The sequence below is a fragment of the Streptomyces sp. NPDC059371 genome (assembly GCF_042751995.1).
GTDB lineage: Bacteria > Actinomycetota > Actinomycetes > Streptomycetales > Streptomycetaceae > Streptomyces.
In genome coordinates, this window is the sequence record NZ_JBHYXD010000042.1 from 21,806 (window position 1) to 47,945 (window position 26,140).

Below are 26,140 nucleotides of genomic sequence, written 5' to 3' on the forward strand. Positions count from 1 at the left end.
GCCGCCCGCGCGCCCGCGCGGCGGGGGGGGGGGGGGGGCGCGGGGGGGGGGGGCGGGGGGGCCCGCCCCCCCCCCCCCCCGCCCCCCCCCCCCCCCCCCGGGGGGCCCCCCGGCCCCCGCTTCTGCCGACGACGCCGACGACTCGTGCTGCTTCGACCTGTCGGGGGACTCGCCCGCCACCGATGCCTCCTCCATGCGGCGCGCGCCCTCCGCGCGCCGAAAACGAACCGTCAAACCCTTGAACCGCCGCCCGGACACCGCTGCCCGAACCATGTACCAGTGTCCTGTGCCAGGGCTCGACCCTTGCGGTAGACGAGAACGACATACCTGCCGGTTCCCTCATATTCCGGTCACGTGCTCTCGACAGACCAATGTGAGAGGGGTCACCCTGTCATTCATCCACGCGGGGAGGCATGGATGGGCAAGAGCCGCAGAACAATTCCGGAGGAGCTTCTGCTGTTGGCGTTGGACCCGACCACGGGTACCACCGCGCAGCCGCAGTCGCTCGACCTCGGTCTGGCCGGAGCACAGCTAGTGGAGCTGGCGCTGGCCGGACGGATAGCCCCAGACGGGGATCGTATCGCCGTGGTGGTGCCACGGCCGACCGGAGATCCAACACTGGACTGTGCGTTGGAACTCCTTCGCCGACGCGGAACACCCGTACGCGCGGTCAACTGGATCGGCGGACCCCGCCTGGGGCTCCGCCAGACCTACCTCTCGCATCTGGAGAGGTGCGGCATGGTCCATGCCGTGGCCGGCCAGATGTGCGGGGTCCTTCCGACGACTCGCTACCAAGCGACGGACACGGAGATCAGCCGGGAGATCCGAACCCGGCTGGACAACGCGATCCGCACCGGCGTACCGCCGGACCCGCGGACCGCGGCGCTCGCCGCGCTGGCCCATGCGGTCGGTCTCGGCAAGCACCTGTATCCGGGGAACGAGGGACGCTCGTCCCGCTCCCGGCTGCGGGATCTGATCAGGCACGACCCCATGGGCGGCCTCGTGGCGCACGCCGTGATGGACGTTCAGAGCGGTGTGGCCGCACAGCCTCGCCGCAACCCGGCACCGGTGGGCCGTCCCGCCACCGCCGGAGTCAGGTCCGCACCGGAGCCCGCACGCGGGGTTCCGATGCAACCGCGCCATGGTTCGATGGCGCGCGCCGTGGCGCACTGAGCCGCGGGCCCACGACGGCCCGCGTCCCGCACCGCCGGCACCATCGGCGGCACACAGCACCCGCACCGCCCGCACCGCCGCAAGACACCAGCGCCGCACCGCAGTCCCCATGATCCGGTTCGGGAGCCGCCGGCTCGCGCGGGGTGGCTGAGACCGTACGTCCGGACGACGACACGGTCCCACCGCCCCGCGCGACCGCATCGCGGGGAAGCCCGTCTCCGGGGTCCGGCGCGATCTCGCCGACCCGTCAGTGGAGTTCGGCGGGGAGTTCGGCGGGGCTGTCGGGCATGGCGCAGGGCCGCGTATACACGCCGAATCTGCGAACTTGCGCCCACCAGGCGCATATACGCCGTTTCCCAGCGGTAGAAAGCACCTTGGTGGCAATCTGCTCAACAGCAGATACGCAAAGTACAGGCCCGCAGCCGGAGGTGCACGTCCCGTGGCGTCAAGTGTCAATCCCACCGTCCGGCGGCGCCGGCTGGGCCAGGAGCTTCGGCGGCTCCGCGAGCTCAAGGGCATGACGGCCGAAGAGGTCGCCGAGCGCCTGCTGGTGTCCCAGTCGAAGATCAGCCGGCTGGAGAACGGCAGGCGCAGTATCAGCCAGCGCGACGTCCGCGATCTGTGCGGAGTCTACGAGGTCGAGGACCACCGGATCGTCGACTCGCTGATGCAGATGGCCAAGGACTCGCGCCAGCAGGGCTGGTGGCACTCCTTCGGCGACATCCCGTACAGCGTCTACATCGGTCTGGAGACCGACGCCGCGAGCCTGCGCGTGTACGACCCGCAGGTCGTCCCGGGCCTGCTGCAGACCCGGCAGTACGCCGAGGCCCTGATCGCGGGGGCACTGCCGGAGACCGCGCCGGCCGACATCGACAAGCGCGTCCAGGTGCGGATGAAGCGGCAGGAACGAATCTCCGCCCCCGACAACCCGCTGCGCCTGTGGACCGTCCTCGACGAGGCGGCCCTGCGCCGCGCCGTCGGCAACCGCCCGCTCATGCGCGAGCAGCTCGAATACCTCGTGGAGCAGTCCCAGTTGCCGCACGTCACCGTCCAGGTGATCCCCTTCGACATGGGCGCGCACCCGGGCCTGAACGGCCAGTACGCGATCCTGGAGTTCCCCGACGCGGCCGACTCCAGCGTCGTCTACATCGAGGGCGTGACCAGCGACCTGTACCTGGAGAAGGCGAACGACGTCCAGAAGTACAGCGTGATGTACGAGCACCTTCGGGCCCAGGCCCTGAACGTGGAGCAGTCACGGCAGTTCATCGCGGACCTCGCGAAGGACTACGCCCGCTGATCGGCACGGGGGCGGCCTCCGAGGGCGCCCCCGCCGATGAGCGGCCGGACCCTACACTGTCGCCGCCCCGATGCGGAAGACCCCTATGGAATATGCCATCCAGTCGAGTGAATAGTCGCTTCGTCAGCCGATGTTGGCGAGTAGCGTCGATCACGCCATCGAGCAACGACGTTGGCGCAATCCGGACCGCTGGACTCCTGACGGATCCGCAGTCCGGTGACAGTGCGCCGACGGCTTCATGGCGGCAACTCATCGACGAACGACAGCTTTCTGGAGCGATCATGGCAATTCAGCAGGGCGCCCTCGACACCTGGACCAAGTCTTCCTACTCCACCGGCAACGGCGCCTGCGTCGAGGTCAAGTCCCCGGTCATCTCGGCCCTGGCGGTCCGGGACTCCAAGGTCACCGCCGGCCCCACGCTCGCGTTTCCCGCGGACGCCTGGAACGCCTTCGTCACCGAGGTGAGCCGCGGAGCGTCCGGCCTCGTCTGACCCCTGTGGCCGGGACAACTTCACACGCTGCACCGACAGAGCCCTCTCGTCCGGCCCGCCGTCCTGGCCGAGAGGGCGGGTGCGTGTCAGCGAAGCCGGTCCACGTAGGTGTCCGTTCCCGGGATCGTGGGGATGAACGGGGCCACCAACTCCACGCGGCCCAGGCCCGATTCGGCCACGGCCTCGTCCAGGCCCGTGAAGTGCGCCTCCCAGCAGTCGCGCGGGTCCTCCTGAAGGAACCACAGCAGGGTCAGCCGGGTGTCCACGCCCTCGACCTGCTTGACATAGGTCATCCGGTCGCCCGGGAGCGGAGTCGGACGGAAGACGGTGACGAGGGCGGCGGGTGAGCCCGTCAGCCGCCTGGGCAGATGGCGGGAGCGCAGCCACTCCAGCAACTCCGCCCGCTGCCCGGCGGATTCGGCGTCGACGACCTCGACCACGAGGCCCGCGTAGGGGTGGTCGAGGGCGTGGAAGTCGCGAGGGCCCGCGGCGCCGTCGCGGTAGACGGTGGCCTCGTGGTCCTGGAAGGCCGTGAAGACGTGCGTACGGTCCTGGTAGACGCGGCCGTCGCGGTTCAGCCGCCTGTTGATGCCGACGGTCCACTTCATGTGGTCGTCGTAGCGGCCCTCGGTGACCCAGTAGGTGGAGATGTAGCAGCCCGCGGTGACCGGCTGGGCCACCGCCGACTTCTCGGGGTAGCGCAGGAGCTGGAGGTCGCGGGTGGCCACCCAGCGGCGTCCCGCGTACATCCAGGGCATGGCCATCGCGCCCGCGTAGTAGTGGTCGTCCTCGTACCAGCGGTTGTAGGCGTACTCGTGGCCCGGGTGCGGTTCGACCAGGGTGATCAGGGCGTGGCCCGGGTGGACGCCGTACGGGCCGAGGGCGGCCAGTTCCGCGTAGGTCTCGCTGCGGGTCTCCTCCGGCATGACGAACCCCTTCCTCGGTGGAACGTGCGCGGGACTTCCTTCCTCCGCCGGACGCCCATACTCTGACGCCCCGTCAGACAATGCGCCAGAGCCGAGGAGGCCCCGGATGTCTTTGCTCGCCGGCAGGACCGTCGTGGTGTCGGGTGTCGGAGCCGGGCTCGGCCATCAGGTCGCGGCGGCCGTGGTGCGCGACGGCGGCAACGCCGTGCTCGGGGCCCGCACCGAGGCCAATCTCGCCAAGTCGGCGGCCGAACTGGACCCGGACGGCGCGCACACGGCGTTCCGCGCGACGGACATCACCGACGAGGGGCAGTGCGACGCGCTCGCGGCACTCGCGGCCGAGCGCTTCGGGCGGATCGACGCGGTGGTCCACGTCGCCGCCTGGGACAGCTACTTCGGCGGCCTGGAGGACGCCGACTTCGCGACCTGGCAGTCGGTCATCGACGTGAACCTGCTCGGCACGCTGCGGATGACCCGCGCCTGCCTGCCCGCGCTGAAGGAGCGCGGCGGTTCGGTCGTCGTCATCGGGACGCAGTCGTCGGTCGCCGCGCCGAGCCAGGTGCGGCAGGCGGCGTACGCGGCCTCGAAGGGCGCGCTGACGAGCGCGATGTACTCCCTGGCGCGCGAGCTCGGCCCGTACCGGATTCGGGTCAACACCGTGCTGCCCGGCTGGATGTGGGGCCCGCCGGTCGAGGCGTACGTGCAGTTCACGGCCTACACCGAGCAGGTGCCCGAGGCGGACGTCCTGAAGCGGCTCACCGAGCGGATGGCCCTGCCCGAGCTGGCCACGGACGGGGACGTCGCGGACGCCGCGGTGTTCCTGGCCTCCGACCGGGCGCGGGCGATCACGGGGCAGTCGCTGCTCGTGAACGCGGGCGAACTCATGCGGTAGCCGATACGGCCGGCGACCCCTCTCCCAGGCGCACGGGACCCGCATCCCGTACGGCTGTCGACTTGTCATTGCTGTTGTGGGTCCGACGAAGTGCCCGCTCATGGTGTGGCCCCCGTCACGAACACGACAACAGCCCGGTGGGTAAAGTGGAGGCAAAATCGTTCTGCTTTCTGATCTGTGTTCATATCTGTGACCGTGGAGGGTCTTGACCGCTCCCTCCGAACGGCGGTTCAATCCCCGAAGTCCCCGCTCCCGCACGGGGCGCCCGCCCATGCACCTACCGGCGAAGTGCCGTCCGGTATCTGCAAGTTCACAAGGCGGACCCCTGGAGGGGGCACATGAACGGTCTCGACTGGGCCGTCCTGGTCGCGTACTTCGGCGTGATGACCGCGATCGGTGTCTGGTCCCACAAGCGTGTGGACGATGTCAGCGACTTCTTCACCGCGGGCGGCAAGATGCCGTGGTGGCTGTCCGGCATCTCCCATCACATGTCGGGCTACAGCGCGGTGATGTTCACCGGCTACGCCGGCATCGCGTACACCTACGGCATCACCTCGTACGTCACCTGGGCCCTGCCCATCGCCATCGGCGTCGCCATCGGCGCCAAGGCCTTCGCGCCCCGGCTCAACCGGCTGCGCTCACGACTGCACGTCGCCTCACCCCTCGAATACCTCAAGGACCGCTACAACGTGCAGACCCAGCAGGCGCTGGCGTGGTCCGGCATCCTGCTGAAGATCGTGGACGTCGGCGCGAAGTGGGCGGCCATCGCCACCCTGCTCAGCGTCTTCACCGGCGTCACGCTCACCCAGGGCATCTTCATCACCGGCGGCATCACGGCCGTCTACTGCACGATCGGCGGTCTGTGGGCCGACGCGCTGACCGAACTCGGCCAGTTCGTCATCCAGTTGCTGGCCGGTCTGTCGATGCTGGTCATCGTGCTGAACAAGATCTCCGACCAGGGCGGGCTCTCCAAGGCGCTGGACTCGCCGAAGCTGCACGGTCACGGGGACGGTTTCGCGGGCCCGTATCTGACGGTGTTCTTCATCGCGTACCTGTTCATCAAGCTGTTCGAGTACAACGGCGGCATGTGGAACCAGGCCCAGCGCTACATGGCCACCAAGAACTCCAGGGAGGCCACACGGTCCGCGTTCCTGTCCGCCGGACTGTGGTTCGTGTGGCCGGTCGTCCTGTTCATCCCGATGTGGCTCTCGCCGCTTCTCGTCACCGCGCAGAAGCCGGACGGCTCGGACGCGTACGGCCTGATGACCGAACAGCTCCTGCCGCACGGGCTGCTGGGCCTGGTCGTCGTCGGGTTCTTCTCGCACACGATGGCCATGTGCTCCTCGGACGCGAACGCCATCTCGGCCGTGTTCACCCGCGACGTGATGCCGGTGTTCTCCCGGGCCGCGCGCGCCTGGGACACCCGTGCGGGGCTCATCGCGGGCCGCGTGACCACCGTCGCCTTCCTCGGCCTGTCCATGGCCGTGGCGACCCAGGTCAACTCCCCCGCGTTCAAGGACATCATCACCGTCGTCATCAAGTGGGTGGCGGGGCTGATGGGGCCGATCGCGATCCCGTTCATCCTCGGTCTGCTGCGGCCGTTCCGCAGGTCGGGACCGACGGCGGCCCTGACGAGCTGGGCGTGCGGTCTGCTCGCCTTCTTCTTCGTCAACTACCACCTGGACTTCTCGCAGCGCACGGACGTGAAGCTGGAGTACCAGGTCGCCCTCCCGATGATCATCTCCCTCGTCCTGTACGTCCTCATCGGCTTCCTGCGGCCCGAGGACACCCCGGAGCGGGACGCCGTCATCGAGCTGATCAACACGGACGACGACGGCTCGGCCGCGGCGGCGATCCCGGCACCGGCGGGTGCGGGGGCGGCGGACGGCGCGGTCGGCACGCCGGTGAAGGACTAGGGCGGCTCAGGCGCGGGGGTAGCGGGCGAGCCAGCCAGGGGACGATCCGGCGGGGCCGTGCAGCGCGGGCCCCTGGGTCATCTCCATCGCGAAGTCGTCCGCGAGGACCAGCACCGTGGGACGGCCCTCCAGTTCGGCCAGCCAGGCCGGCGGGAGGGCCGTCTCGCCGTGCAGGGCGCCCAGCAGACCCCCCGTGAGGGCGCCGGCGACGGCGGAGGGCCCGCCGTGGTTCACCGAGAGGCACAGGCCGTGCCGGACGTCCTCGCCGACCAGCGCGCAGTACACCGCGGCGGCGAGGGGCCCCTCGGAGATGCCGCTCACGGCGAGCTCCTGGACCCGCGCGGGAGAGGGCATGCCCTGCCGTACGGCGCCCAGCGCGTGCTGGAGCGCGGCGGCGACCGGCTGGTGCCCGGGCCGGGTCGCGAGCAGCGCGAGGGCCTGCTGTACGGCCGCGTCGAGGTTCTCACCGCGGGCGAGGGCGTGCACGATCACGGCGTACGCCCCCGCCGTCAGGTACGCCGAGGGGTGGCCGTGCGTGTGCGCGGAGCACTCGACGGCGAGCTGCATCACGAGCTGTGGCTCCCAGCCGACGAGCAGCCCGAAGGGCGCGGAACGGCCGGCGGCCTCGGGACCCTGCTCGCCGGGGTTCTTGGGGGCGTCCAGCGTCCCCATGATCTCGTCGGCGAGGCCGAGGAGGCAGGCCTTGGCGGGGTCGCGGCGGGCGTAGAGCCACTCCTCGCGGGCCAGCCAGCCGTCGTCCTTGCGGCGTTCGTCGGGCCCCCAGTCGCTCTGGGTGGCCGCCCAGCGGCGGTAGGCGCGGTGCAGGTCGGAGGGCGGATGCCAGGCGCCGGTGTCACGGCGCACCTGGGCGCGGACGAGTCCGTCGACGCCGAACAGGGTGAGCTGGGTGAGGTGGGTGACGGCGCCGCGCCGCCCGTACGCGGGGGCGGGACCGACGAGACCCTCCGCCCCGTACGTCTCCAGGATCGCCTCCAGCGAGAGCCGGTCGACCGGGGCACCCAGCGCGTCGCCGACGGCGGCGCCCAGCAGTGTCCCGCGGACCCGGCTCCGGAAGTCCTGCTGCTCCCCACGGCCCCAGACGGCACCGGTTGTCGCACCCACCGAGACCTCCTGAGGCACCTGTCCCTACGTCCGACAGCAAAGCACTGTAATCGAACGCGAACGGTCGGTTGAGGCCACGGATCCATAAAGGCCCGGTCGGATCCACGACGGGCGTGATCAGCCGGTGTGGCGCTCCCGGACGGCGTCGCGGGCCGCCGTGACCTCCGCGAGGCGCGGGGTCAGCTCAGCGGTCTCGGCGCCGGGGCAGCGCAGGAGTTCGGCGAGGACGTCCACGAGGTTCGCCAGCTCGTCCCAGCCCGGGTCCAGGGCCAGGAGACCGGTCAGTTCCCGGTCGGCGGCGGTCCAGTCCGCGAGGGCCCAGCCGACGATGCACCGGCCCGACGCGCGGAGCCCGTCCTCCGGTTCCGTGTCCAGCAGCCGCGCCAGCTCCCGCCACCAGGGCTCCGCGGCCGCCCGGCCCCGGAAGCGCCGCTCCGTCATCGCCAGCTCGAAGGTGCCCGACAACGGGGCCTCCCCGCGCAGCCGCTCGGCGAGGTCCCTGGCCTCCTCCCACCGGCCCGTGTGCCGGAAGACCTCGACGTGGAGCTGGTCGCGGTCCGGGACGAGGCCGTCGTCCGGGCCCGGCGCCGGGTCCTCGGCCAGCCGGGCCGCCGCCTCCTCCCACCGGCCGCAGTGGATCAGCAGCTCCACGATCTCGTGGCGTGCCGTGGCCGTGTCCGCGTCCCCGCCCAGGGCGATCAGCCGCTCCCAGTCGGCCAGCGCCCGCTCGGTCCGGCCGGTCGCCCGGAGGACGCGGGCCCGCTCGTCGCGGGCGTGGAAGTAGTCCGGGTCGACCGCGAGGGCCCGGTCCAGCCAGACCAACGCCTCCGCGTGCTCTCCGAGGTCGCGGTGGACCGCTCCCAGGCGGCCCATCGCCGAGGCGTTGCGCGGGTCCCGTTCCAGGAGGCCCCGGAAGACGGCCATCGCCTCCTGGTGGCGGTCCTCCAGGTAGTAGGTGTTGCCGAGCTCGATCTCGATCCAGTCGGCGTCCGGGTCCGCCGCGAGCGCGCGCCGCAGGTCCTCGTACGCGCCGGGCGGGTCCCCGAGGCGGCGCCTCGCCCGCGCCCGCATCACCAGCGCCCAGGAGTACTCCGGGGCCAGTTCGACGGCGCGGTCGAGGTCGGCCAGTGCCTCCGCTCCGTGACCCAGTTCGTGGTGCGACACCCCGCGGCCCGCCAGGGCCGAGGCATAGCCGGGCTCCAGGGTGACGGCCCGGCCTAGTTCCGCGACGGCGTCCTCGAAGCGGCCCGCGAGCCGGTAGGCGTCGCCCCGTTCCGACGCGACCCAGGCGTTCCCGGGTTCCAGGCGGGCCGCCCGGTCCAGGTCGGCGAACGCCTTCTCCCACTCGTCCGTGTCCCGGCGCAGCCGGGCTCTGCGCACGAGCGGCCACAGGAGGTCCCCGTCGATGCTCAGCGCCCGGTCGAAGTCCGCGGCCGCCTCCTCGAACCGGCCGAGGGCGTGCCGGCACACCGCCCGGGAGGCCACCACGTCGGCGTTCGTCGGGTCCAGGGCGACGGCCCGGTCGAAGTCGGCCGCCGCTTCCTCCGTGCGGCCTGCCATGCGGCGGGTCTCCGCGCGTTCGGCGATGATCCAGGCCGTGCCGGGCCGCAGTTCGTCCGCGCGGTCGAAGGCCGCGAGCGCCGCGGGGAAGTCGCCCCGCAACTGGTGGGTGAGGCCGTGGCCGTAGTGCACCCGTGGCTCGTCCGGATCGAGTTCCAGCGCCCTGCCGTACTCGGTCAGGGCCCGCGTGTACTCCCCGGCGATGCGCAGTTCCCTGGCCCGCACCCCGTGTGCGAGGGCCCGTGCAGGACCCTGGAGTTCGGGGCGGGCGAGCAGCAGTTCCATCGCCCGGCCGACCCCGTCCTCGTCGTCGGCGAGGGCCTCGCTCAGCGATCTGCCCAGCTCGCCCGGGACCGGGGCTCCGGCCGCGTCGCCGGCCTCCTGGAGCATCCTGGCCCAGGAGCGCCCGGCCACCGGGTCGGCACGGCAGGCCTCGACCAGGGTGTGCAGCGCGTCGCCCAGTGCGGCGACGGGGCGCGCGCACAGCCGGTGGTACGACTCCTCGAGACGAAGCCGCAGCCACGGTTCGTGCCGCCACACCTCGTCGGGATCCGCCGGCCCCCTGCCCGCCTCGTCGCGCCACCGGCGGAAGAACTCCGCGAGCCGCTCGTGGCGTTCGGTCCAGCCGCGCGGGGAATGACGCCGCTGGAGCCGGAGCATCGCCTCGCGGACGAGGTCGTGGTAGCGGACCCGGTCGCCGCGGCCGTCCACGAAGGGCAGCGCGCGCAGCCAGTCGAACAGCGCGCCGCTCGCCTCGTCCACGTGCTCCTCGTCCGTGCGCTCGACGGCCGCCCGGAACACGTCCAGGTCCAGGCTCCGGGGCAGGGCGCCCGCGAGCGCCACCGCCCGGCGCAGCGGATCGGCTTCCCACTTCAGGAAGCGTTCGACGGCCGTGGCCGAGGGGTCTCCGACGTCCTCGGGATCCGCGGGGCGCTGCTCGGCCAGGGTCGAGACCAGCAGGGGCAGTCCGCCGGTGAGCCGCAGGACCTCGGCGACCACCGGCTCCGAGACGACGCCCTTGCCAGCGAGGAGCCCCCGCGCCTCGGTCTCCGTGAACGGTCCGAGGGGCAGGTCGCTGACGAAGTCGCCGAAGCCGCCCCAGCGGGCGGTGTCGAGGGGGCGCTGTCCGGCGGTCACCACGACGACCGTGGCGGGCAGGGCGCCGTACTCGCGGGTGGTCATCATCGTGTGGAGCCAGCCGTCGAGGAAGGGGCCGGTCCTCTCGTACGTGTCGAAGAACAGGACGATCCACGGCACGGCCGGGGCCGCCTCGGAGAGTTCCGCGACGAGGACCGGGGTGAGCACGGCCTGCGGCGCGAGGACCAGCCGTACGTCCTCCTGGCTGCGCAGCCGGGCGCTGACCCTGGCGTGCAGCCGGTCGGCGCCCTGTGCCAGTTGGGCGGGGTCCATGATCCCGGCGAGGGCCCCGACGCCCGGCACCATCCCGAGCCCCAGCAGGCCGGCCCGCGCCACCGTCAGACCGGCCGCCGAGGGGCCGGGCCGCTCCGCGTCCTGCGGGGCGAGGACGGCGGTCTGCGCCTCGTGACGCCGCTCGTGGTACGCCGCCAGCAGGCGGTCGAGTTCCTTGAACCGGTGCCCCCGCGCGGCGAACTGGCGGCTCATCGCCTCCATCGCCTCGGGCAGCCCGGTGACGTTCTCGTCGACATATGCCGTCAACGCCCCGTGCTCGGCCGCCAGTTGTTCCATCTCACGGACGAGGAACGTCTTCCCGACGCCCGCGTCGCCGTGCACGTGGAACAGGAACCGGTGCCGCTCGTCCTCCGGGGGCAGTTCGAAGTTGGCGCGGAACAGGGCGCGTTCGGCCCCGCGCCCGACGAACCCGTGCCGCCGCCGCTCCTCGATCAGCTCCTGCATGGACGGCCGCGCCCGCACCATGGCCCCGCCCCCTCCCCCGTGGTCCGCCCTGGCCGTCCCCCAGTCTGACGCACCCTGTCCCGGATCGAACGGTGCCGGCCGAACGCGTACGGCGGCCGGAATCGCCTCAGTCCAGCACCGGCAGCAGTTCCGGCAGGTGTCCGTCCGAGGCGGCCGCCGCGCGCCGGCGTTCCTGGGGGACCTCGCCGTAGAGGGTGGTGCGGGGCCTGGCGGGGCGGCCCGCCGCCTCGGCCACCGCGATCAGTTCCTTGACCGACTTGTAGGAGCCGTAACTGGAGCCCGCCATGCGGGAGATGGTCTCCTCCATCAGGGTGCCGCCCAGGTCGTTGGCGCCGGAGCGGAGCATTTCGGCGGCGCCCTCGGTGCCCAGTTTGACCCAGCTCGTCTGGATGTTGGGGATGTGCGGGTGGAGCAGGAGGCGGGCCATCGCCATGACCGCGCGGTTGTCGCGGGTCGTCGGGCCGGGGCGGGCGATGCCGGCCAGGTAGACGGGGGCGTTGGTGTGGATGAAGGGGAGGGTCACGAACTCCGTGAAGCCGCCCGTCCGCTGCTGGATGCGGGAGAGCGTGCGGAAGTGGCCGAGCCAGTGGCGGGGCTGGTCGACATGGCCGTACATCATGGTGGAGGAGGAGCGGATGCCGAGCTCGTGGGCCGTGGTGACGACCTCGATCCAGGTGGCCGCGGGCAGCTTGCCCTTGGTCAGGACCCAGCGCACCTCGTCGTCCAGGATCTCGGCGGCCGTGCCGGGAATGGTGTCCAGGCCCGCCTCCTTGGCCGCGATCAGCCATTCGCGGATGGACAGGCCGGTGCGGGTCGCGCCGTTCACCACCTCCATCGGGGAGAAGGCGTGGACGTGCATGCCGGGGACCCGTTCCTTCACGGCCCTCGCGATGTCGAAGTACGCCGTGCCGGGCAGGTCCGGGTGGATGCCGCCCTGCATGCACACCTCGACCGCGCCGACGTCCCAGGCCTGGGCGGCGCGGTCGGCGACCTGGTCCAGGGACAGCGTGTACGCGTCGGCGTCCGTGCGGCGCTGGGCGAAGGCGCAGAAACGGCAGCCGGTGTAACAGACGTTGGTGAAGTTGATGTTGCGGGTGACGATGTACGTGACGTCGTCGCCGACGGCCGCTCTGCGCACGTCGTCGGCGATCCCGCACAGGGCGTCGAGCGCCGGGCCGTCGGCGTGCAGCAGCGCGAGGGCCTCGTCGTCGGTCAGCTTCGTCGGGTCGTCCGCCGCGGTCGCGAGGGCGGCGCGGACGTCCGTGTCGATCCTGGACGGCACCATCCCGGGGGCCGCGGCCTCCTTCAGGGCCGCCCAGTCGCCGTACACGGTGTCGAAGTCGTCGCGGCGGTCGCCCGTACGGCCCTCGGTGTCGATGGTGTGGTGCAGGTCGGTGCGCCCCGCGGACGTGAAGGCCTCCTCGGGCTCCTGCCAGGGCCGGCCCTCGACCACCGCGTCGGACAGCGCGAGACCGGTCTCCGGGTCCGCGAGAGCCCGTACGTGGGGCAGCAGCCTCGGGTCCAGCCAGGGCTCGCCCCGTTGCACGAACTCCGGGTAGACACAGAGGCGTTCACGCAGTTCGAAGCCCGCCTCGGCCGACCGCTCGCGCAGCAGCTCGATCTGCGGCCAGGGCCGCTCCGGGTTGACGTGGTCGATGGTCAGCGGCGAGACGCCGCCCCAGTCGTCGATCCCGGCGCCGATGAGCCGCCCGTACTCGCCGGCGACCAGGTTGGGCGGCGCCTGGAGGCAGGCGGCCGGGCCCATGATGTGCCGGGCGACGGCGACGGTGGCGATCAGCTCGTCCAGCTCCGCGTCCGGCATCCCGCGCATCGCGGTGTCCGGCTTGGCGCGGAAGTTCTGGATGATCAGTTCCTGGATGCCGTGGTGGGCGCGGGAGATCCGGCGCAGCGCGAACAGGGAGTCGGCGCGCTCCTCGTACGTCTCGCCGATGCCGATCAGCAGCCCGCTGGTGAAGGGGACGGAGGAGCGTCCGGCGTCCTCCAGGACCCGCAGCCGGACGGCGGGCTCCTTGTCGGGGGAGCCGTGGTGGGGGCCGCCGGGCTCGGACCACAGACGGGTCGCGGTGGTCTCCAGCATCATGCCCATCGACGGGGCGACCGGCTTCAGCCGCTGGAAGTCGGTCCACGACATCACACCCGGGTTCAGGTGCGGCAGCAGGCCCGTCTCCTCCAGGATGCGGATCGAGATCGCCCGTACGTAGGCGATCGTGTCGTCGTAGCCGTGCGCGTCCAGCCATTCGCGGGCCTCGGGCCAGCGGTCCTCCGGCTTGTCGCCGAGGGTGATCAGGGCTTCCTTGCAGCCGAGTTCGGCGCCCCGGCGGGCGATGTCGAGGACCTCGTCCGGGGACATGAACATGCCGTGGCCGGCCCGGCGCAGCTTGCCGGGGACGGTGACGAAGGTGCAGTAGTGGCACTTGTCGCGGCACAGCCGGGTCAGCGGGATGAAGACGCTCTTGGAGTACGTGATGACTCCGGACCGGCCGGCCGCGTCCAGGCCCGCGTCCCGCACCCGTGCGGCGGAGGCGGCCAGGTCGTCCAGGTCCGCGCCGCGTGCCTGGAGCAGCACCGCGGCCTCGGTCACGTCGAGCGCGACGCCGTCCCGCGCGCGCCGCAGCGCTCGCCGCATGGAGTTCGCCGTCGGCCCGGATCCGGGAGTCGCGCCCGTCGCGGAGGTCGTCATCCTTCGAGCATACGGTCGAGGTCACCGGGGACAGCGGGACGCGAGGGCATTCCGGCCGCGCGGCATCTGTCGGTCTCCCCGCAAGCCGTCGATTCCCCTGGTGTGCACTCTCGTTCACTGCCCGCTCGCACAGTGGTCCGTGGCACTTCGCATCACTCATGTCACTGTCACACCCGACTCCAGGGGAGCAGCAGTATGTGCGAGGACGACCACGGCATCGGCAGACGCGCTCTGTTCGTGACGGGAGCGGCGGCCGCGCTTACGTTGGGGAGCGTGACCTTCCCCAGCGGTGCGCACGCGGAAGCGGCGGACGACCAGGAGACGCGGACGGTGCGGGGCACCCTCCCCACCGGCTCCCCCGACTTCGTGTATCTCCCGGTCGAGGTACCGGCCGGGGTCGCGGAGATCAGGGTCTCCTACAGCTACGAGCGGCCGTCCGTCCCGGCCGGTACCGCGGGCAACGCCCTGGACATCGGCATCTTCGACGAGCACGGCACGGAGCTGGGCGGCCGGGGCTTCCGGGGCTGGTCGGGCGGCGCGCGCACGGAGTTCTTCATCCGCTCGGACGACGCGACCCCCGGATACATCCCCGGGCCGGTCCGCCCCGGCACCTGGCACATCGCGCTCGGCCCGTACACGGTGGCGCCCCAGGGGCTGGCGTACGAGGTCACGATCACCCTGACGTACGGGAAGCCGGCTCCGGCGCCGGCTCCGGTGTACCCGCCCTCGCGCGCCAAGGGCCGCGGCCGTGCCTGGTACCGCGGTGACTGCCATCTGCACTCCTGGTACTCGGACGGCCGCCGCACGCCCGCGGAGATCGCGGCGCTGGCGCGGGCGGCGGGCCTGGACTTCATCAACTCCTCGGACCACAACACGCATGCCGCGCATCCGCACTGGGCGGACCAGGCCGGCGACGACCTGCTGATCATGCTCGGCGAGGAGGTCACCACCCGCAACGGGCACGTGCTGGCGCTCGGCACGGAGCCGGGGACCTTCGTCGACTGGCGCTACCGGGCCCGCGACAACCGCTTCGGCCGGTTCGCGCGCCGGATCCGTGGGGCCGGCGGGCTCGTGGTGCCCGCTCACCCGCACGCCACGTGTGTCGGCTGCGGCTGGAAGTTCGGCTTCGGCGAGGCGGACGCGGTCGAGGTGTGGAACGGCCCGTACACCCCCGACGACGAAGTCGCCCTCGCCGACTGGGACAACATGCTGGTCGCCTCCGTGCGCGGGGGCCACGGCTGGCTCCCGGCGATGGGCAACAGCGACGCGCACCGCGCCCCCGACCCGGTCGGCTCCCCGCAGACGGTCGTCCTCGCCGACGACCTGACCCGCGAGGCCATCCAGGAGGGCATCCGCGCGGGCCGTTCCTACGTCGCCGAGTCGAAGCTGGTCTCCCTCTCCTTCTCGGCGTCCGGCGCCAAGGGCGAACACGCGGGCATCGGCGAGCGGTTGAGGGTCGCCCCGGACACTCCGGTCACCGTCCGTCTGGAGGCCGCCGGCGCCCCGCGCTGCACGGTCCGCCTCGTCACCGACCAGGGCACGCTGTTCACCAGCGACCCGCTGCCGGTCGCGGGCTCCGGAACGGTCGAGTGGCGTACGACGGCGTCCTACGCGGCGTACGTACGCGCGGAGCTGCGCCACGAGACGGCGGCGGGCCCGGTCCCGGGGGCTCTGGCGGCGTTCACGAACCCGATCTTCCTGGGGGCGTAGCCCAAGGGGAGCGTGAGGGAGACCCTGTTCCCTCACGCCCACCCCTGGCGGCCCTGAGTTCTCCGGCTCCGGCTCTGCCTCTAGTTCTGGTAGACCTTGTCGGTGCCCGCGCCGCCGGAGAGCCTGTCCGTGCCCGTGCCGCCGTGCAGCAGGTCGTTGCCGGTGTTGCCGTAGATCGTGTCGTTGCCGCTGTCGCCGTACAGCTTGTCGTCGCCCCTGCCGCCGTGGACGAAGTCGGCACCGGCGCCGGCGTGGACGACGTCGTTGCCGTCGTCACCGTACAAGTCGTTCTGGTGCCCGGTGGAGGTGCCGGTGAGACTGTCGTTTCCGGGCCCTCCATGGCACGTGGAGTCGCAGTTGGTGAGCGTGTCGTTGCCCGCGCCGCCGTCCGCACCCTCGCCGTAGACGCCCCCGCCGCCGTCGAGGTGGTCGTTGCCGTCGCCCCCGAACAGAACGGTGCCGCCATCGCCCTTGATGACGTCGTCGCCCTTGCCGCCGGAGATCGTGGCCAACGCGCCGGTGGCGGTCACGGTGTCGTTGCCGTCACCGAGGTCGGCGTTGTAGTGGTCCATGTCGCCGGTGCCGCCCACGCCGATCACCGCCGTGCAATCGACGACCTTGTGATCGGTCGCCGACGGGTAGGTGCACTTGTCCGTGGAGAAGGTGATGTTGTAATTGTCGCGGAAGGTGATGCGGAGGTAGTGGTAATCCTCGGAGCCGGCGTCGACCTCCTTCGTGGTGACTCTGAGGTTGTTGGTCTGTCCGGCGGCGGCTTTGTACGAGAATGTGCCGTAGGTAGCGCGGGTGAGCGTGGCTGAACTCGCCGTGGCCGCCTGGGCGGTGGACACCGAGAACAGGCCTCCGCCGAGAGCGAGACCGAGAGCGGCAGTGGCGGAAATTGCCCTTAACGTGCGCATGCGGAAATAACCCTTCGCGGAATCAGTGACGATCGGGCCCGACGAAGAAAAGCGCCGGTGAATTCGCCGTCACCGCTGCCGACGTCGTCACGGCGGTCAGCGGTCGGCGATCGAGTCGTGAGCCCGCACCCACGTGCGGGGCTGCTGTTGTTTCTGGTTCACACGTTCGGACACCGCACCCCGGGCGGGGGTTGTAGCGGAATTCCGCTCAGTTCTCGCGGGCGACCTTGATTTCCCCGCCATTAACCGGCCGGACACCGGCCTGCGGCCTTCCCTTCGGTTTATCGGGCCTCGGCCCCGCCCCCGCACTCCGCCCACAGCAGTTTCCCGCCCCTCGACGCGCCCATCTCACGCAGCACGGACACACCCCACGCGTCGGCGCAGGCCCGTACGAGGTGCAGGCCGCGACCGTGTTCGGCGCCCGCCGGGGGTACGGAGGTGTGGGGCTTCCCGTAACCGGGCGGGACTCTCGGGTCGGTGTCCCAGACGGCGACCGTCAGCCGGTGCGGCTCCGTCGACAGGACACGGAGGGCGTACGGGCCCCGGGTGTGCAGATGGGCGTTGGTGAGCAGTTCGGAGGCCAGAAGTTCGGCGGTGGGGGCGAGTTCGGTGAGGTCGTGCGCGGCGAGGACGGTACGGAGGGTGGCTCGGGCGATACCGGGGGCGCGGGGATCGTGCGGGAGTTGGAGGGTGTAGGCCCACGGCGGCGATACGGTGGCCATCGGAAGTCTCCGATCACGAGAGGGAGGTTGATCTCTTCGTCTCCGGTGCCCAGTGACCTGGCCGCTCCGTCGAGCGGGGTGCTTCTGGGCGGGGCGCCTCGCAACCAGATTAGGGGGCGCGCAAGGATTGTTTTCACTCGTTGACCGGATTCCTTAGGGCTCCACTCTCGTGAGTGACACCCCAACCTGGTGTTCTACAGGGAGAGTTAGGACATGGCAGGCAGGTCTGCTCCAACCGCCCGGCGCACACGGCTCGGTGTCGAGCTGCGCAAGCTGCGCGAGCGCGCAGGTATGACCACCACACAGGCAGCCGCCCTGCTGGGCACAAGCTCTGGACAGCTGAGCAATATCGAGGTGGCTCGGTTCGGAGTGAGCGCGGACCGCGTCCGGGTGATGGCGCGAACGTACTCCTGCACGGAACCGGCACTGGTCGAGTCCCTGGTAGCCATGATCGGTGAACGCAAGCGCGGCTGGTGGGAGGAGTACCGCGAGATCCTGCCGTCCAAGCTGCTCGACCTCGCCGAGATCGAACACCACGGCACGAGGCTCTACGCCGCGCACAGCATGCACGTCCCCGGACTGCTCCAGACCGTCGACCACGCACGTGAGATCTACCGACAAGCCGTCCCCGAGATGTCCCCTCCGGAGATCGAGCATCGGGTCTCCTTCCGGGTGAAGCGTCAAGCGACGCTCTACCGGGACCAGCCGGCCCCGTACCGGGCGGTGATTCACGAAGCGGCCCTGCGCATGAAGTTCGGCGGCCGGGACGTGACGCGCGCCCAGCTTCACCACCTGCTCAAGGTGAGCGACCGCGATCACGTGTCGATCCGGGTCATTCCGTTCGACGCGGGCTCCTACCCCGGTTCGGGCCAGTCGGTGTACTTCGTGTCCGGCCCTGTACCAGCACTCGACACAGCCCAACTGGACCAGTCCCACGGACCGGTATTCATCGATGCCGAAGCACAACTGGCCCAGTACCGGCTGCTCCTCGACCGCCTGGAGTCCGCGTCCCTCAGCCACTCGGACTCACAGGACTTCATCCACAACATCGCCCAGCATCTGTGAAGGGACCCGAAATGCCCGCCACCGCCTGGCAGAAGTCGTCCTACTGCGCCCAGGGCGAGGCCTGCCTCCACGTCGCCGGCACATGGCAGAAGTCCTCCCATTGCCAGGAAGGCGAGGCCTGCCTCCACGTCGCCGGCACATGGCAGAAGTCCTCCCATTGCCAGGAGGGCGACGCCTGCCTCCACGTCGCCGGCGTCACCAAAGCAGAAACGGTCCACCTGACCGAGAGCGCCGACCCCGCCCACTCCATACTCTCGACCACCCCCGCCGCCTTCGGTGCCCTTCTCCGCGTGCTCAAGGGCGACAACCGCGGCTGAACCAAAGGGGCTTCATGGCGTCACGGCGTGTCCTGAGCACCCGACGGGAGGTACAGGTCGGCCACGACGGCCGCGTGGTCCGAGGGCCACACCCCGCCGACCGGGCCGTCCCCGGCCCGCCGTACGGACCGGACGTGCCCGAGGCCGCCGGGGCCGGGCGGCCCGACGTGGACGTAGTCGATGCGTGCGGCGGGGCTGTGCGGGCCGACATGGGCGTTCGCCGGGTCCCAGGTGGCCCGGGGTGCCGTCGGGTCGGCGTACTCCCAGGCGTCGAGGAAGACCTGTCCGGGCACCACGGGGGACGTCTTGTACCCCCCGAACAGACGGATCTCGTCGGAGTCCGGCCAGGCGTTGAAGTCACCCGTGACGACCGGGGGGAAGTCGGTGCCGCCCCGGTGCGCGGCGACGAACTCCGCGAGGGCGGTGACCTGTTCGCGGCGCACGCCCGAGGCGTGGATGGCCGAGGTGAGGTGGGTGGTGAAGAAGGGCACCTCGTGGGTGGGCGTGGCCAGGCGGGCGTGCAGGGCGAGCCGTCCGTCGTACAGCTCCTCGGGGGCGGGCAGCCGCAGCACCTCCTGCGCCACCACCGGCCAGCGGCTCAGCACGGCGTTGCCGACGTCCACCGTGGGATCCCCGATCCGCCGCTGCCAGCGGTCCGAGGCGTCGGAGGCGGCCCAGGTCCAGTGCATCCCGAGCTCGTCCGCGAGCCATCCGGCGAGGTTCTGCCCGCCGCACTCCCACACCTCCTGCAACCCGACCACGTCGGGCCGCAGTTCGCGCAGCACGGCCAGAATGGCTTTCTGCCGCTCCTCCCATGGCCCGAACCGCCACCAGAGGTTCCAGGTCACGACCCGCATCCTCAGCCACCTGCTCCCGTCGCGCGACATCGGGGACCATTGAAACAACTTCCTTGTGCCACACACCAGCCCGGACAGGAGACCCACCGACCATGGCCCGCCTCACCGACCTCAGGTTCCGCACCACGACCGCCTTCCAGCGGCACCTCGTCAACCCGCTCGCACGCCGGATGCCGTTCCAGACGCTCCTGGAGACCACCGGCCGTGTCTCAGGCCTGCCCCGGCGCACCCCGCTCGGTGGCCGCCGCGTCGGCGACGCCTTCTGGCTGGTCTCGGAGTTCGGGGAACGCTCGCAGTACATACGCAACATCCAGGCGGACCCGAGGGTGCGGGTGCGGCTCCGCGGCCGCTGGCACGAGGGCACGGCGCACGTCCTCCCGGACGACGACCCGGTGGCCCGGCTGCGCACCCTGCCCCGGGGCAACAGCGCGGCGGTACGGCTCATCGGGACGGGGCTGCTGACGGTGCGGGTAGATCTGCGGGGGTGAGGCCGCCGGGGGTACCACCGCCGGGGTCCTCGCATCCAGGTCCGGGGGTACCGCCGGAGGCGTCCTCGCATCCCTGTCAGGCATCCCAGGCCTCCGTGTTTCCGCAGGTCATCGCGGGTGGGATGGTTCCACCGTCTCAGGTTGACGGGCTTCTGTTGTCCCAGGCCCACGAGGAATCCCATGCTGTGGCTGTCGCACCGGCCGAGCAGATCGTCCGCTCGGCGGCGCCACGACAACCCGGCCCGCCCGTCCACGGGGGACACCCATGTCCGTCGGTCCGGAGTGCCGGCCGCCGGCGCATGCGACCTCTTCTACGGATCGACGAGGGAACGGGACACCATGAAGACGCCTGCCCGCAGGAACCACAAGAGCCCCAGGGGCTGGAAGTCCTACGCCTTCGGGGCCGCGGCGGCAGTGGCGCTGCTCGCGGCCACGGCGTGCGACCCGGGCGCGGCCGAGGGTTCGGACGGCTCCGAGCCCTCGGCCCAGCCGAGTGCGACGGCTTCGGCGAAGCCGGGCGGTGTTTCGAACGGCGGCGACGGGGCCGGCAGCGGCGGCGGCAGCAGCGCGGGGAACGGTGGCGGCACGGACAGCGGCGGGGGCACGAGCAGCGCCGGCAGCGGTGGCACCACGAGCAGCGCCGGCACCACGGGCGGCAAGGGCACGACGGGCAGCACGGGCACCGGCCGCAGTGGTGGCACCGCGGGCGGCGGCGGTGGCGGGAAGGCGACGATCGCCACCTGCTCCCAGAAGGAGCTCGGGGTGTCCGCCGTGAAGGAGAGGGACTTCAGACACCTTGTCCTCACCGTGCAGAACGCGAGCGACAAGAAGTGCAACCTCTACCGCTACCCCATCGTGAAGCTCGGCGCCGAGGCCCGGTTCACGACCCCCGTGATCAAGGACAGCGACGGGACCCCGGGAGTGCCCGTCACTCTCTCCCCGGGCCAGGAGGCCTACGCCGCTCTGCTCGTCAGCAGCGGCAACACCGGCGAGTACGAGGCGAAGAGCATCACCCTCGGCCTCCAGGGCAGCACGCCCGGCAGCAGCGCGGGCAACCCGATCGACGTCCCCATGCCCGTCAGCACGCTGTACGCGGACAAGAGCCAGCTCGTCACCTACTGGACGACCGCTTCCGGCTTCGCCCTGGACTTCATCATGTCGAAGTGACGGAGCCGGAACCGGACCGGGGCCTCAGCCCGTGTTGGACAGGCGGTCCAGCCATTCGGTGAGCAGGGTCGCCTCCGCGGGGGTGAAGGCGGGGCTCGGGTCCTGGCGGAGCTGTGCGCCGAGGCGGGTCGCGGTGGCCGGGACGGCGGAGGTCCCGGAGCCGGCCGTCCGCGGCTCGGGAGCGGTGGCGTCCGGGGTGAAGACGGAGACGTGCACCGCGTCCCGTACGCGGCGCGACAGGGTCTCGTCCGTGAAGGTCGCCGGGCGGGAGACCAGCATCAGACAGACGCCGACATTGGCGGACATGATCATCTGCGCGGCGAGTTCGGGGGCGAGCCGCAGCTTGCCCTGTTCGGCGGCGCGACGCAGGTCGCCGGTGAGGATCCGGTGGGCCTCCAGCGCCGCGGCGGGCGGGGTGCGCATCGCCGGGGAGTGCATCAGGCGGTAGAGGTTCGGGTTCCGCAGGGCGAACTCGGTGTGACCGTCCCAGCCGTCGCGCAGGTCCTGGACCGGATCCGTGCCGGGGTGCCGCTCCCGCTTCGCCGCCAGGTAGCGCTCCCAGCCGTGGTCGACGACGGCCGACAGCAGGCCCTCCTTGTCGCCGAAGTGGCGGTAGAGCGCGGGTGCGCCGACTCCGGCGGCCTCGCACACGGCCCGGGTCGAGACGTCGCCGTCCGGGGACTTCGCGACCAGTTCGGCGGCCACGGCGAGGATGCGCGCCCGGGTGGTCACGGGGGCCGCGCCGGGGTTCGTACTGTCGCTCATGGCGGTGATCCTGACATCTTCGGCTCTGCGGGCGGAACGGGCGGTGTCAGGCGATGCCGCCGTTGGCGCGCAGGACCTGGCCGTTGACCCAGCGGCCCGAGGGGCCCGCGAGGAAGGCGACGACGGAGGCGATGTCCTCGGGGGTGCCGAGCCGCTCCAGGGGCGGCTGGGCGGCCATCCGCGCGATGGTCTCCTCGTCCTTGCCGTCGAGGAAGAGGGCGGTGGCGGTCGGGCCGGGGGCCACGGCGTTGACCGTGATGTCCCGGCCGCGCATCTCGCGGGCGAGGATCAGGGTCATGGCCTCGACGGCGCCCTTGGTGGCGGCGTACGCGGTGTAGCCGGGGATGGCGAGGGCCAGCACGGAGCTGGAGAAGTTGATGATCGCGCCGCCCGCGCGCAGCCGGCGCGCGGCCTGCTGGTCCACGACGAAAGTGCCGCGGATGTTGGTGCGGTGCATCCGGTCCAGGGCGTCGAGGCCGAGGTCGACGAGCGGGGCCAGGGTCATGACACCGGCGGCGTGGACGACGACGTCGACGCCGCCGAAGGTCTTCTCGGCCGTGTCGAAGAGGGCGGCGACCTCCGCCTCCTCGGCGACGTCGGCACGGAAGGCGACGGCCTGCCCGCCCGCCTCGGCGATCGCCGCGACCGCCTTGTCGGCCTCGGCGGCGTTGCCCGCGTAGTTCACGACGACGGCGTATCCCTCACGGGCCAGCCGCTCGGCACTCTCGCGGCCGATGCCGCGGGACCCCCCGGTGACGATCGCGACGCGCGGGGAGGTGCTCGACTGCTCACTCATGGCGTTGCTCCTTGTCTCGGCCGGGGTGGCGGCGTTCACCATCCCGATGAGAGCAACGCTAACACTGGCGCCGTAGCGCCGCTACCCGAGTCGGCTGCCTCCCGCGGTAACACCGCTATCGGAGCCCGCCACCTCACGCCGTAGCGCCGCTACTGGGCCCGCCACCTCACCCCGGCCACACGATCGCCTGGGTCTCGCTGTACGCGTGCAGGGCGTACGAGCCCACGTCGCGGCCCACTCCGCTCTTCTTGAAGCCGCCGAAGGGGGCCTCCATGTTGCGGCCGACGGTGTTGACGCCGACTCCGCCCGCGCGCAGCCCTCGAGCGACGCGGAAGGCGCGGGCCACGTCCCCGGACCAGACGTAGTCGATCAGGCCGTAGTCGGAGTCGTTGGCCAGGGCGATCGCCTCCTCCTCGTCGTCGAAGGGCAGGACGACGACGACCGGGCCGAAGATCTCCTCGCGGACGACCCTCATGTCCGGTGTGCAGTCGGCGAGAAGGGTGGGGGCGACGTAGAAACCGCTGGGGAGGGAGGGGCGTTCGCCGCCCGACACGACCCGCGCGCCTTCCTTGCGGCCGAGTTCGACGTAGGACTCGACGCGGTCGCGGTGGGCCGCCGAGATGACCGGGCCGACCACCGTGCCCCGCTCGCGCGGATCACCCACCCTCAAGTGGCCCGCGTAGGCGGCCAGTTGCCGGACGAGGAGATCGTGCACACCGCGCTGCACCAGCACCCGCGTCGGCGCCGTGCAGATCTGCCCGCTGTAGAACGAGAAGGTCGTGCCGATGCCCGACACCGCCGAACCCAGGTCCGCGTCGTCGAAGACGATCGCCGCGCCCTTGCCGCCCAGTTCCATGAGCTGGCGCTTCATACCGCGCCCGCACACCTCGGCGATCCGTTGCCCGACCGCCGTCGAGCCGGTGAAGCTGACCATGTCGACGTCCCCGGAGTCGACCGCCGCCTCGCCGGACTCCGCCGTCGAACCGCCGACCACGTTCACCACGCCCGGCGGCACACCCGCGGCTTCCAGCGCCTCGGCCATCCGGTACACCGACAGCGGGTCCTGCGGGGCCGGCTTCACCACCACGGTGTTGCCCATCGCCAGCGCCGGGGCGATCTTGCCCGCCGGGTTGGCCCACGGATTGTTGTACGAGGTGATGCAGGTGACCACGCCGACCGGCTGGCGCACGGCCAGCGCGCCCATCACGGCGGCCCCGCCGAACGGTCCCGCCTCGTTGATCTGCGGCGGCAGCGCGCTCTCGACCGGCTCGGGCCGCGCGTAGCGCCGGAACCGGGCCGCTCCGACCCCGACCTGCATGCCGCGCGCCGTCCCGGTGGTGGCACCGCTCTCCGCCTGCGCGAGATCGGCGTACGGCACGAAGTTGCGCTGGATGACGTCCGCCGCCCGCGCGAGAACGCCGGCCCGCTCCTCGGCGGGCGTGCGCGACCAGGGCCCGAACGCCTCGCGGGCCGCCGCCGCCGCCTCGTGCACCTGGGCCCGGGAGGCCTCGGGCGCGAGCCCGACCACCTGCTCGGTCGCCGGGTCCAGGACCTCGTAGAAGCCGTGCTCGGGCGGCACCCACGCCCCGCCGATGAACAGCCGCTGCCCGGTGCTCCCGGAGGCCGTCACCGGGTGCCCACCGTCCGGGTGTCGCGGCCCGACCGCAGCACCTTCCCCGGCACCGCGCCCGTCACCACGTCGTCGCGGATCGCCTCGACCCCGTTGACCCACACGGCCCGCACCCCGATCGCCCGGGAGTCGAGACGCGGGCTGTCACCCGGCAGGTCGTGCACCAGGGTGGCCTTTCCGGCGTCGATCCGCTCCGGGTCGAAGAGCACCAGGTCGGCGTGGAATCCCACCTCGACGCGCCCGCGGCCGCGCAGCCCGAACAGCCGTGCCGGATCGTCCGTCAGCATCTTCACGGCCTGTTCCAGGGAGGCGAGCCCGCGGCCGCGCAGACAGTCGCCGAGGAACCGGGTGGTGTACGGGGCCCCGCACATGCGGTCCAGATGGGCGCCCGCGTCGGAGCCGCCGAGCAGGACGTCCTCGTGCCGCCAGGTCTCGGCGCGCAGGGCCCAGGAGTCCGGGTCGTTGTCGGTGGGCATGGGCCACAGGACCGTACGCAGCTCGTCGGCCGCGCAGATCTCCACCAGGCACGCGAACGGCTCCTGGCCTCGCTCGGCGGCGATGTCCCGCACCACGCGCCCGGTCAGGCCCTCGTTCGCGGCGCTGTAGGTGTCGCCGACGACGTACCGGCCGAAGTCGGCGAGCCGCCGGAAGACGCCCGCCTCCTTGCTCTGCGCGCGCCCGAGCATCTCGGCGCGGACCCCGGGGTCGCGGAGCTTCGCGATGCGTTCGGGCACGGGCAGCGCGAGGACCGGTCCCCAGCCGGGGATCAGGTTCAGGGCGCAGAAGGTGCCGAGCGACATGTTCATCGGGGTGAGGATCGGCATGGTGAGCGCGACGACCCGGCCGCCGGACTTGCGGGCGCGTTCGCTCGCCTCCAACTGGCGCGGGACGCGCTCGGGGACGGCGGCGTCGATCGTCAGGACGTTCCAGTTGAGCGGGCGGCCCGCGACCGCGCTCATCTCCACGAACAGATCGATCTCGGCGTCGCTGAACTGGTCGAGGCAGCCGGCCGTGATCGCCTCGATCTGGGTGCCCTCGTGCTCGCCCACGGCCCGCGCGAGGGCGAGCAGTTCGGCGGGCCGGGCGTGCCGGGAGGCGACCGGAGCGCCGTCGCCGTCGGAGTGGGTGGAGGACTGGGTGGTGGACAGGCCCCAGGCCCCGGCGTCCATGGCCTCGTGGAACAGCCGCAGCATGGCGTCGAGTTGCTCCGACGTCGGCTGTCCACCCACGGCCTCGCGCCCCATGACGTAACGCCTCAACGCGCAATGGCCCACCATGAAGCCCACGTTGACCGCGATCCGGCCCTCCAGGGCGTCGAGGTAGTCCCCGAAGGTGTGCCAGTTCCAGGGTGCGCCCTCCTCCAGGGCGACCAGGGACATGCCCTCGACCCTGGACAGCATGCGGCGCGTGTAGTCGGCGTCCTCGGGGCGGTCGGGGTTCAGCGGGGCGAGGGTGAACCCGCAGTTGCCGCCCGCGACCGTGGTGACGCCGTGGTTGAGGGACGGGGTCGCGTACGGGTCCCAGAAGAGCTGGGCGTCGTAGTGCGTGTGCGGGTCCACGAAGCCGGGGGCGAGGACGAGCCCGTGCGCGTCCTCGCCGGTCCGGGCCGGCTCGGTGACCGTGCCGATCACGGCGATCCGGCCGCCGCGCAGGCCCACGTCCGCGGTGCGGGCGGGCGCTCCCGTCCCGTCCACGACGGTCGCGCCCTTGATCAGATGGTCGAGCATCGCGG

At 71.8% G+C, this 26,140-nt stretch carries 21 protein-coding genes; 10 read left to right on the forward strand and 11 right to left on the reverse strand.

The features are described 5' to 3' along the window. Positions 1-417: 417 nt before the first annotated feature. From ACFXGX_RS23155 to ACFXGX_RS23165, 3 genes are all read left to right on the forward strand, one after another. Positions 418-1,173, forward strand: a complete 756-nt coding sequence (locus ACFXGX_RS23155; protein ID WP_384794413.1) for a GPP34 family phosphoprotein — start codon at positions 418-420, stop codon at positions 1,171-1,173. Positions 1,174-1,612: 439 nt separating this feature from the next. Then, entirely contained in the window at positions 1,613-2,470 is an 858-nt protein-coding gene (locus ACFXGX_RS23160) for a helix-turn-helix domain-containing protein (protein WP_384794415.1), read from the forward strand. A 281-nt stretch (positions 2,471-2,751) separates the two neighbouring features. Continuing rightward, positions 2,752-2,961, forward strand: coding sequence for a DUF397 domain-containing protein (locus ACFXGX_RS23165; RefSeq protein ID WP_384794417.1), 210 nt, complete (start codon positions 2,752-2,754; stop codon positions 2,959-2,961). Positions 2,962-3,047: 86 nt separating this feature from the next. Here the strand turns inward: ACFXGX_RS23165 and ACFXGX_RS23170 are convergent, their stop codons facing one another. Next, complete coding sequence (locus tag ACFXGX_RS23170; RefSeq protein WP_384794419.1) at positions 3,048-3,887, reverse strand: hypothetical protein; 840 nt, start codon at positions 3,885-3,887, stop codon at positions 3,048-3,050. A 106-nt stretch (positions 3,888-3,993) separates the two neighbouring features. On the opposite strand from ACFXGX_RS23170, the gene ACFXGX_RS23175 reads away from it, so the two are divergent. Continuing rightward, positions 3,994-4,779 carry an SDR family oxidoreductase gene (locus tag ACFXGX_RS23175; RefSeq protein ID WP_384794421.1) on the forward strand — a complete coding sequence of 262 codons (786 nt, stop codon included), beginning with the start codon at positions 3,994-3,996 and terminating at the stop codon, positions 4,777-4,779. Between the two features lie 338 nt (positions 4,780-5,117). Continuing rightward, positions 5,118-6,695, forward strand: coding sequence for a sodium:solute symporter family protein (locus tag ACFXGX_RS23180; RefSeq protein ID WP_384794423.1), 1,578 nt, complete (start codon positions 5,118-5,120; stop codon positions 6,693-6,695). 6 nt (positions 6,696-6,701) lie between these two features. On the opposite strand, the gene ACFXGX_RS23185 is transcribed toward ACFXGX_RS23180, so the two are convergent. The 3 genes from ACFXGX_RS23185 to ACFXGX_RS23195 form a co-directional block, all read right to left on the reverse strand. Then, a complete protein-coding gene (locus ACFXGX_RS23185) occupies positions 6,702-7,817 on the reverse strand; it encodes an ADP-ribosylglycohydrolase family protein (RefSeq protein WP_384794425.1) in 1,116 nt (371 codons plus the stop codon). 117 nt (positions 7,818-7,934) lie between these two features. Next, positions 7,935-11,273, reverse strand: coding sequence for a tetratricopeptide repeat protein (locus tag ACFXGX_RS23190; protein WP_384794426.1), 3,339 nt, complete (start codon positions 11,271-11,273; stop codon positions 7,935-7,937). Positions 11,274-11,379: 106 nt separating this feature from the next. Continuing rightward, entirely contained in the window at positions 11,380-13,974 is a 2,595-nt protein-coding gene (locus ACFXGX_RS23195; protein WP_384794428.1) for a bifunctional FO biosynthesis protein CofGH, read from the reverse strand. Between the two features lie 195 nt (positions 13,975-14,169). Here ACFXGX_RS23195 and ACFXGX_RS23200 point away from each other — a divergent pair, with 195 nt between their 5' ends. Next, a complete protein-coding gene (locus ACFXGX_RS23200; protein ID WP_384794431.1) occupies positions 14,170-15,684 on the forward strand; it encodes a CehA/McbA family metallohydrolase in 1,515 nt (504 codons plus the stop codon). An 80-nt stretch (positions 15,685-15,764) separates the two neighbouring features. Here the strand turns inward: ACFXGX_RS23200 and ACFXGX_RS23205 are convergent, their stop codons facing one another. Continuing rightward, entirely contained in the window at positions 15,765-16,601 is an 837-nt protein-coding gene (locus ACFXGX_RS23205; protein ID WP_384794433.1) for a calcium-binding protein, read from the reverse strand. Between the two features lie 281 nt (positions 16,602-16,882). Next, positions 16,883-17,323 carry an ATP-binding protein gene (locus tag ACFXGX_RS23210; RefSeq protein WP_384794435.1) on the reverse strand — a complete coding sequence of 147 codons (441 nt, stop codon included), beginning with the start codon at positions 17,321-17,323 and terminating at the stop codon, positions 16,883-16,885. Between the two features lie 213 nt (positions 17,324-17,536). On the opposite strand from ACFXGX_RS23210, the gene ACFXGX_RS23215 reads away from it, so the two are divergent. Together ACFXGX_RS23215 and ACFXGX_RS23220 are read left to right on the forward strand one after the other, a co-directional pair. Continuing rightward, complete coding sequence (locus ACFXGX_RS23215; RefSeq protein ID WP_384794437.1) at positions 17,537-18,388, forward strand: helix-turn-helix domain-containing protein; 852 nt, start codon at positions 17,537-17,539, stop codon at positions 18,386-18,388. Next, entirely contained in the window at positions 18,385-18,705 is a 321-nt protein-coding gene (locus tag ACFXGX_RS23220) for a DUF397 domain-containing protein (RefSeq protein WP_384794439.1), read from the forward strand. Before ACFXGX_RS23215 ends, ACFXGX_RS23220 begins: the two co-directional genes overlap by 4 nt. Before the next feature lie 20 nt (positions 18,706-18,725). Here the strand turns inward: ACFXGX_RS23220 and ACFXGX_RS23225 are convergent, their stop codons facing one another. Then, positions 18,726-19,562, reverse strand: coding sequence for an endonuclease/exonuclease/phosphatase family protein (locus ACFXGX_RS23225; RefSeq protein ID WP_384794440.1), 837 nt, complete (start codon positions 19,560-19,562; stop codon positions 18,726-18,728). Positions 19,563-19,654: 92 nt separating this feature from the next. Here ACFXGX_RS23225 and ACFXGX_RS23230 point away from each other — a divergent pair, with 92 nt between their 5' ends. Next, positions 19,655-20,050 carry a nitroreductase/quinone reductase family protein gene (locus ACFXGX_RS23230; RefSeq protein ID WP_384794442.1) on the forward strand — a complete coding sequence of 132 codons (396 nt, stop codon included), beginning with the start codon at positions 19,655-19,657 and terminating at the stop codon, positions 20,048-20,050. Positions 20,051-20,389: 339 nt separating this feature from the next. Further along, positions 20,390-21,217, forward strand: coding sequence for a DUF4232 domain-containing protein (locus ACFXGX_RS23235; protein WP_384794444.1), 828 nt, complete (start codon positions 20,390-20,392; stop codon positions 21,215-21,217). Between the two features lie 24 nt (positions 21,218-21,241). Here ACFXGX_RS23235 and ACFXGX_RS23240 read toward each other — a convergent pair whose 3' ends face one another. The 4 genes from ACFXGX_RS23240 to ACFXGX_RS23255 form a co-directional block, all read right to left on the reverse strand. Next, entirely contained in the window at positions 21,242-21,982 is a 741-nt protein-coding gene (locus ACFXGX_RS23240; protein ID WP_384794446.1) for a TetR/AcrR family transcriptional regulator, read from the reverse strand. Positions 21,983-22,028: 46 nt separating this feature from the next. Continuing rightward, on the reverse strand, positions 22,029-22,778 hold the full coding sequence (locus tag ACFXGX_RS23245; protein ID WP_384794448.1) for an SDR family oxidoreductase: 750 nt from the start codon (positions 22,776-22,778) through the stop codon (positions 22,029-22,031). Between the two features lie 166 nt (positions 22,779-22,944). After that, on the reverse strand, positions 22,945-24,408 hold the full coding sequence (locus tag ACFXGX_RS23250; protein ID WP_384794450.1) for an aldehyde dehydrogenase family protein: 1,464 nt from the start codon (positions 24,406-24,408) through the stop codon (positions 22,945-22,947). Continuing rightward, the gene (locus tag ACFXGX_RS23255; protein ID WP_384794452.1) at positions 24,405-26,135 is read right to left on the reverse strand and encodes an amidohydrolase family protein; all 1,731 of its coding nucleotides are present in this window, start codon (positions 26,133-26,135) and stop codon (positions 24,405-24,407) included. The genes ACFXGX_RS23250 and ACFXGX_RS23255 overlap by 4 nt, the downstream gene beginning before the upstream one ends. Positions 26,136-26,140 lie beyond the last annotated feature (5 nt).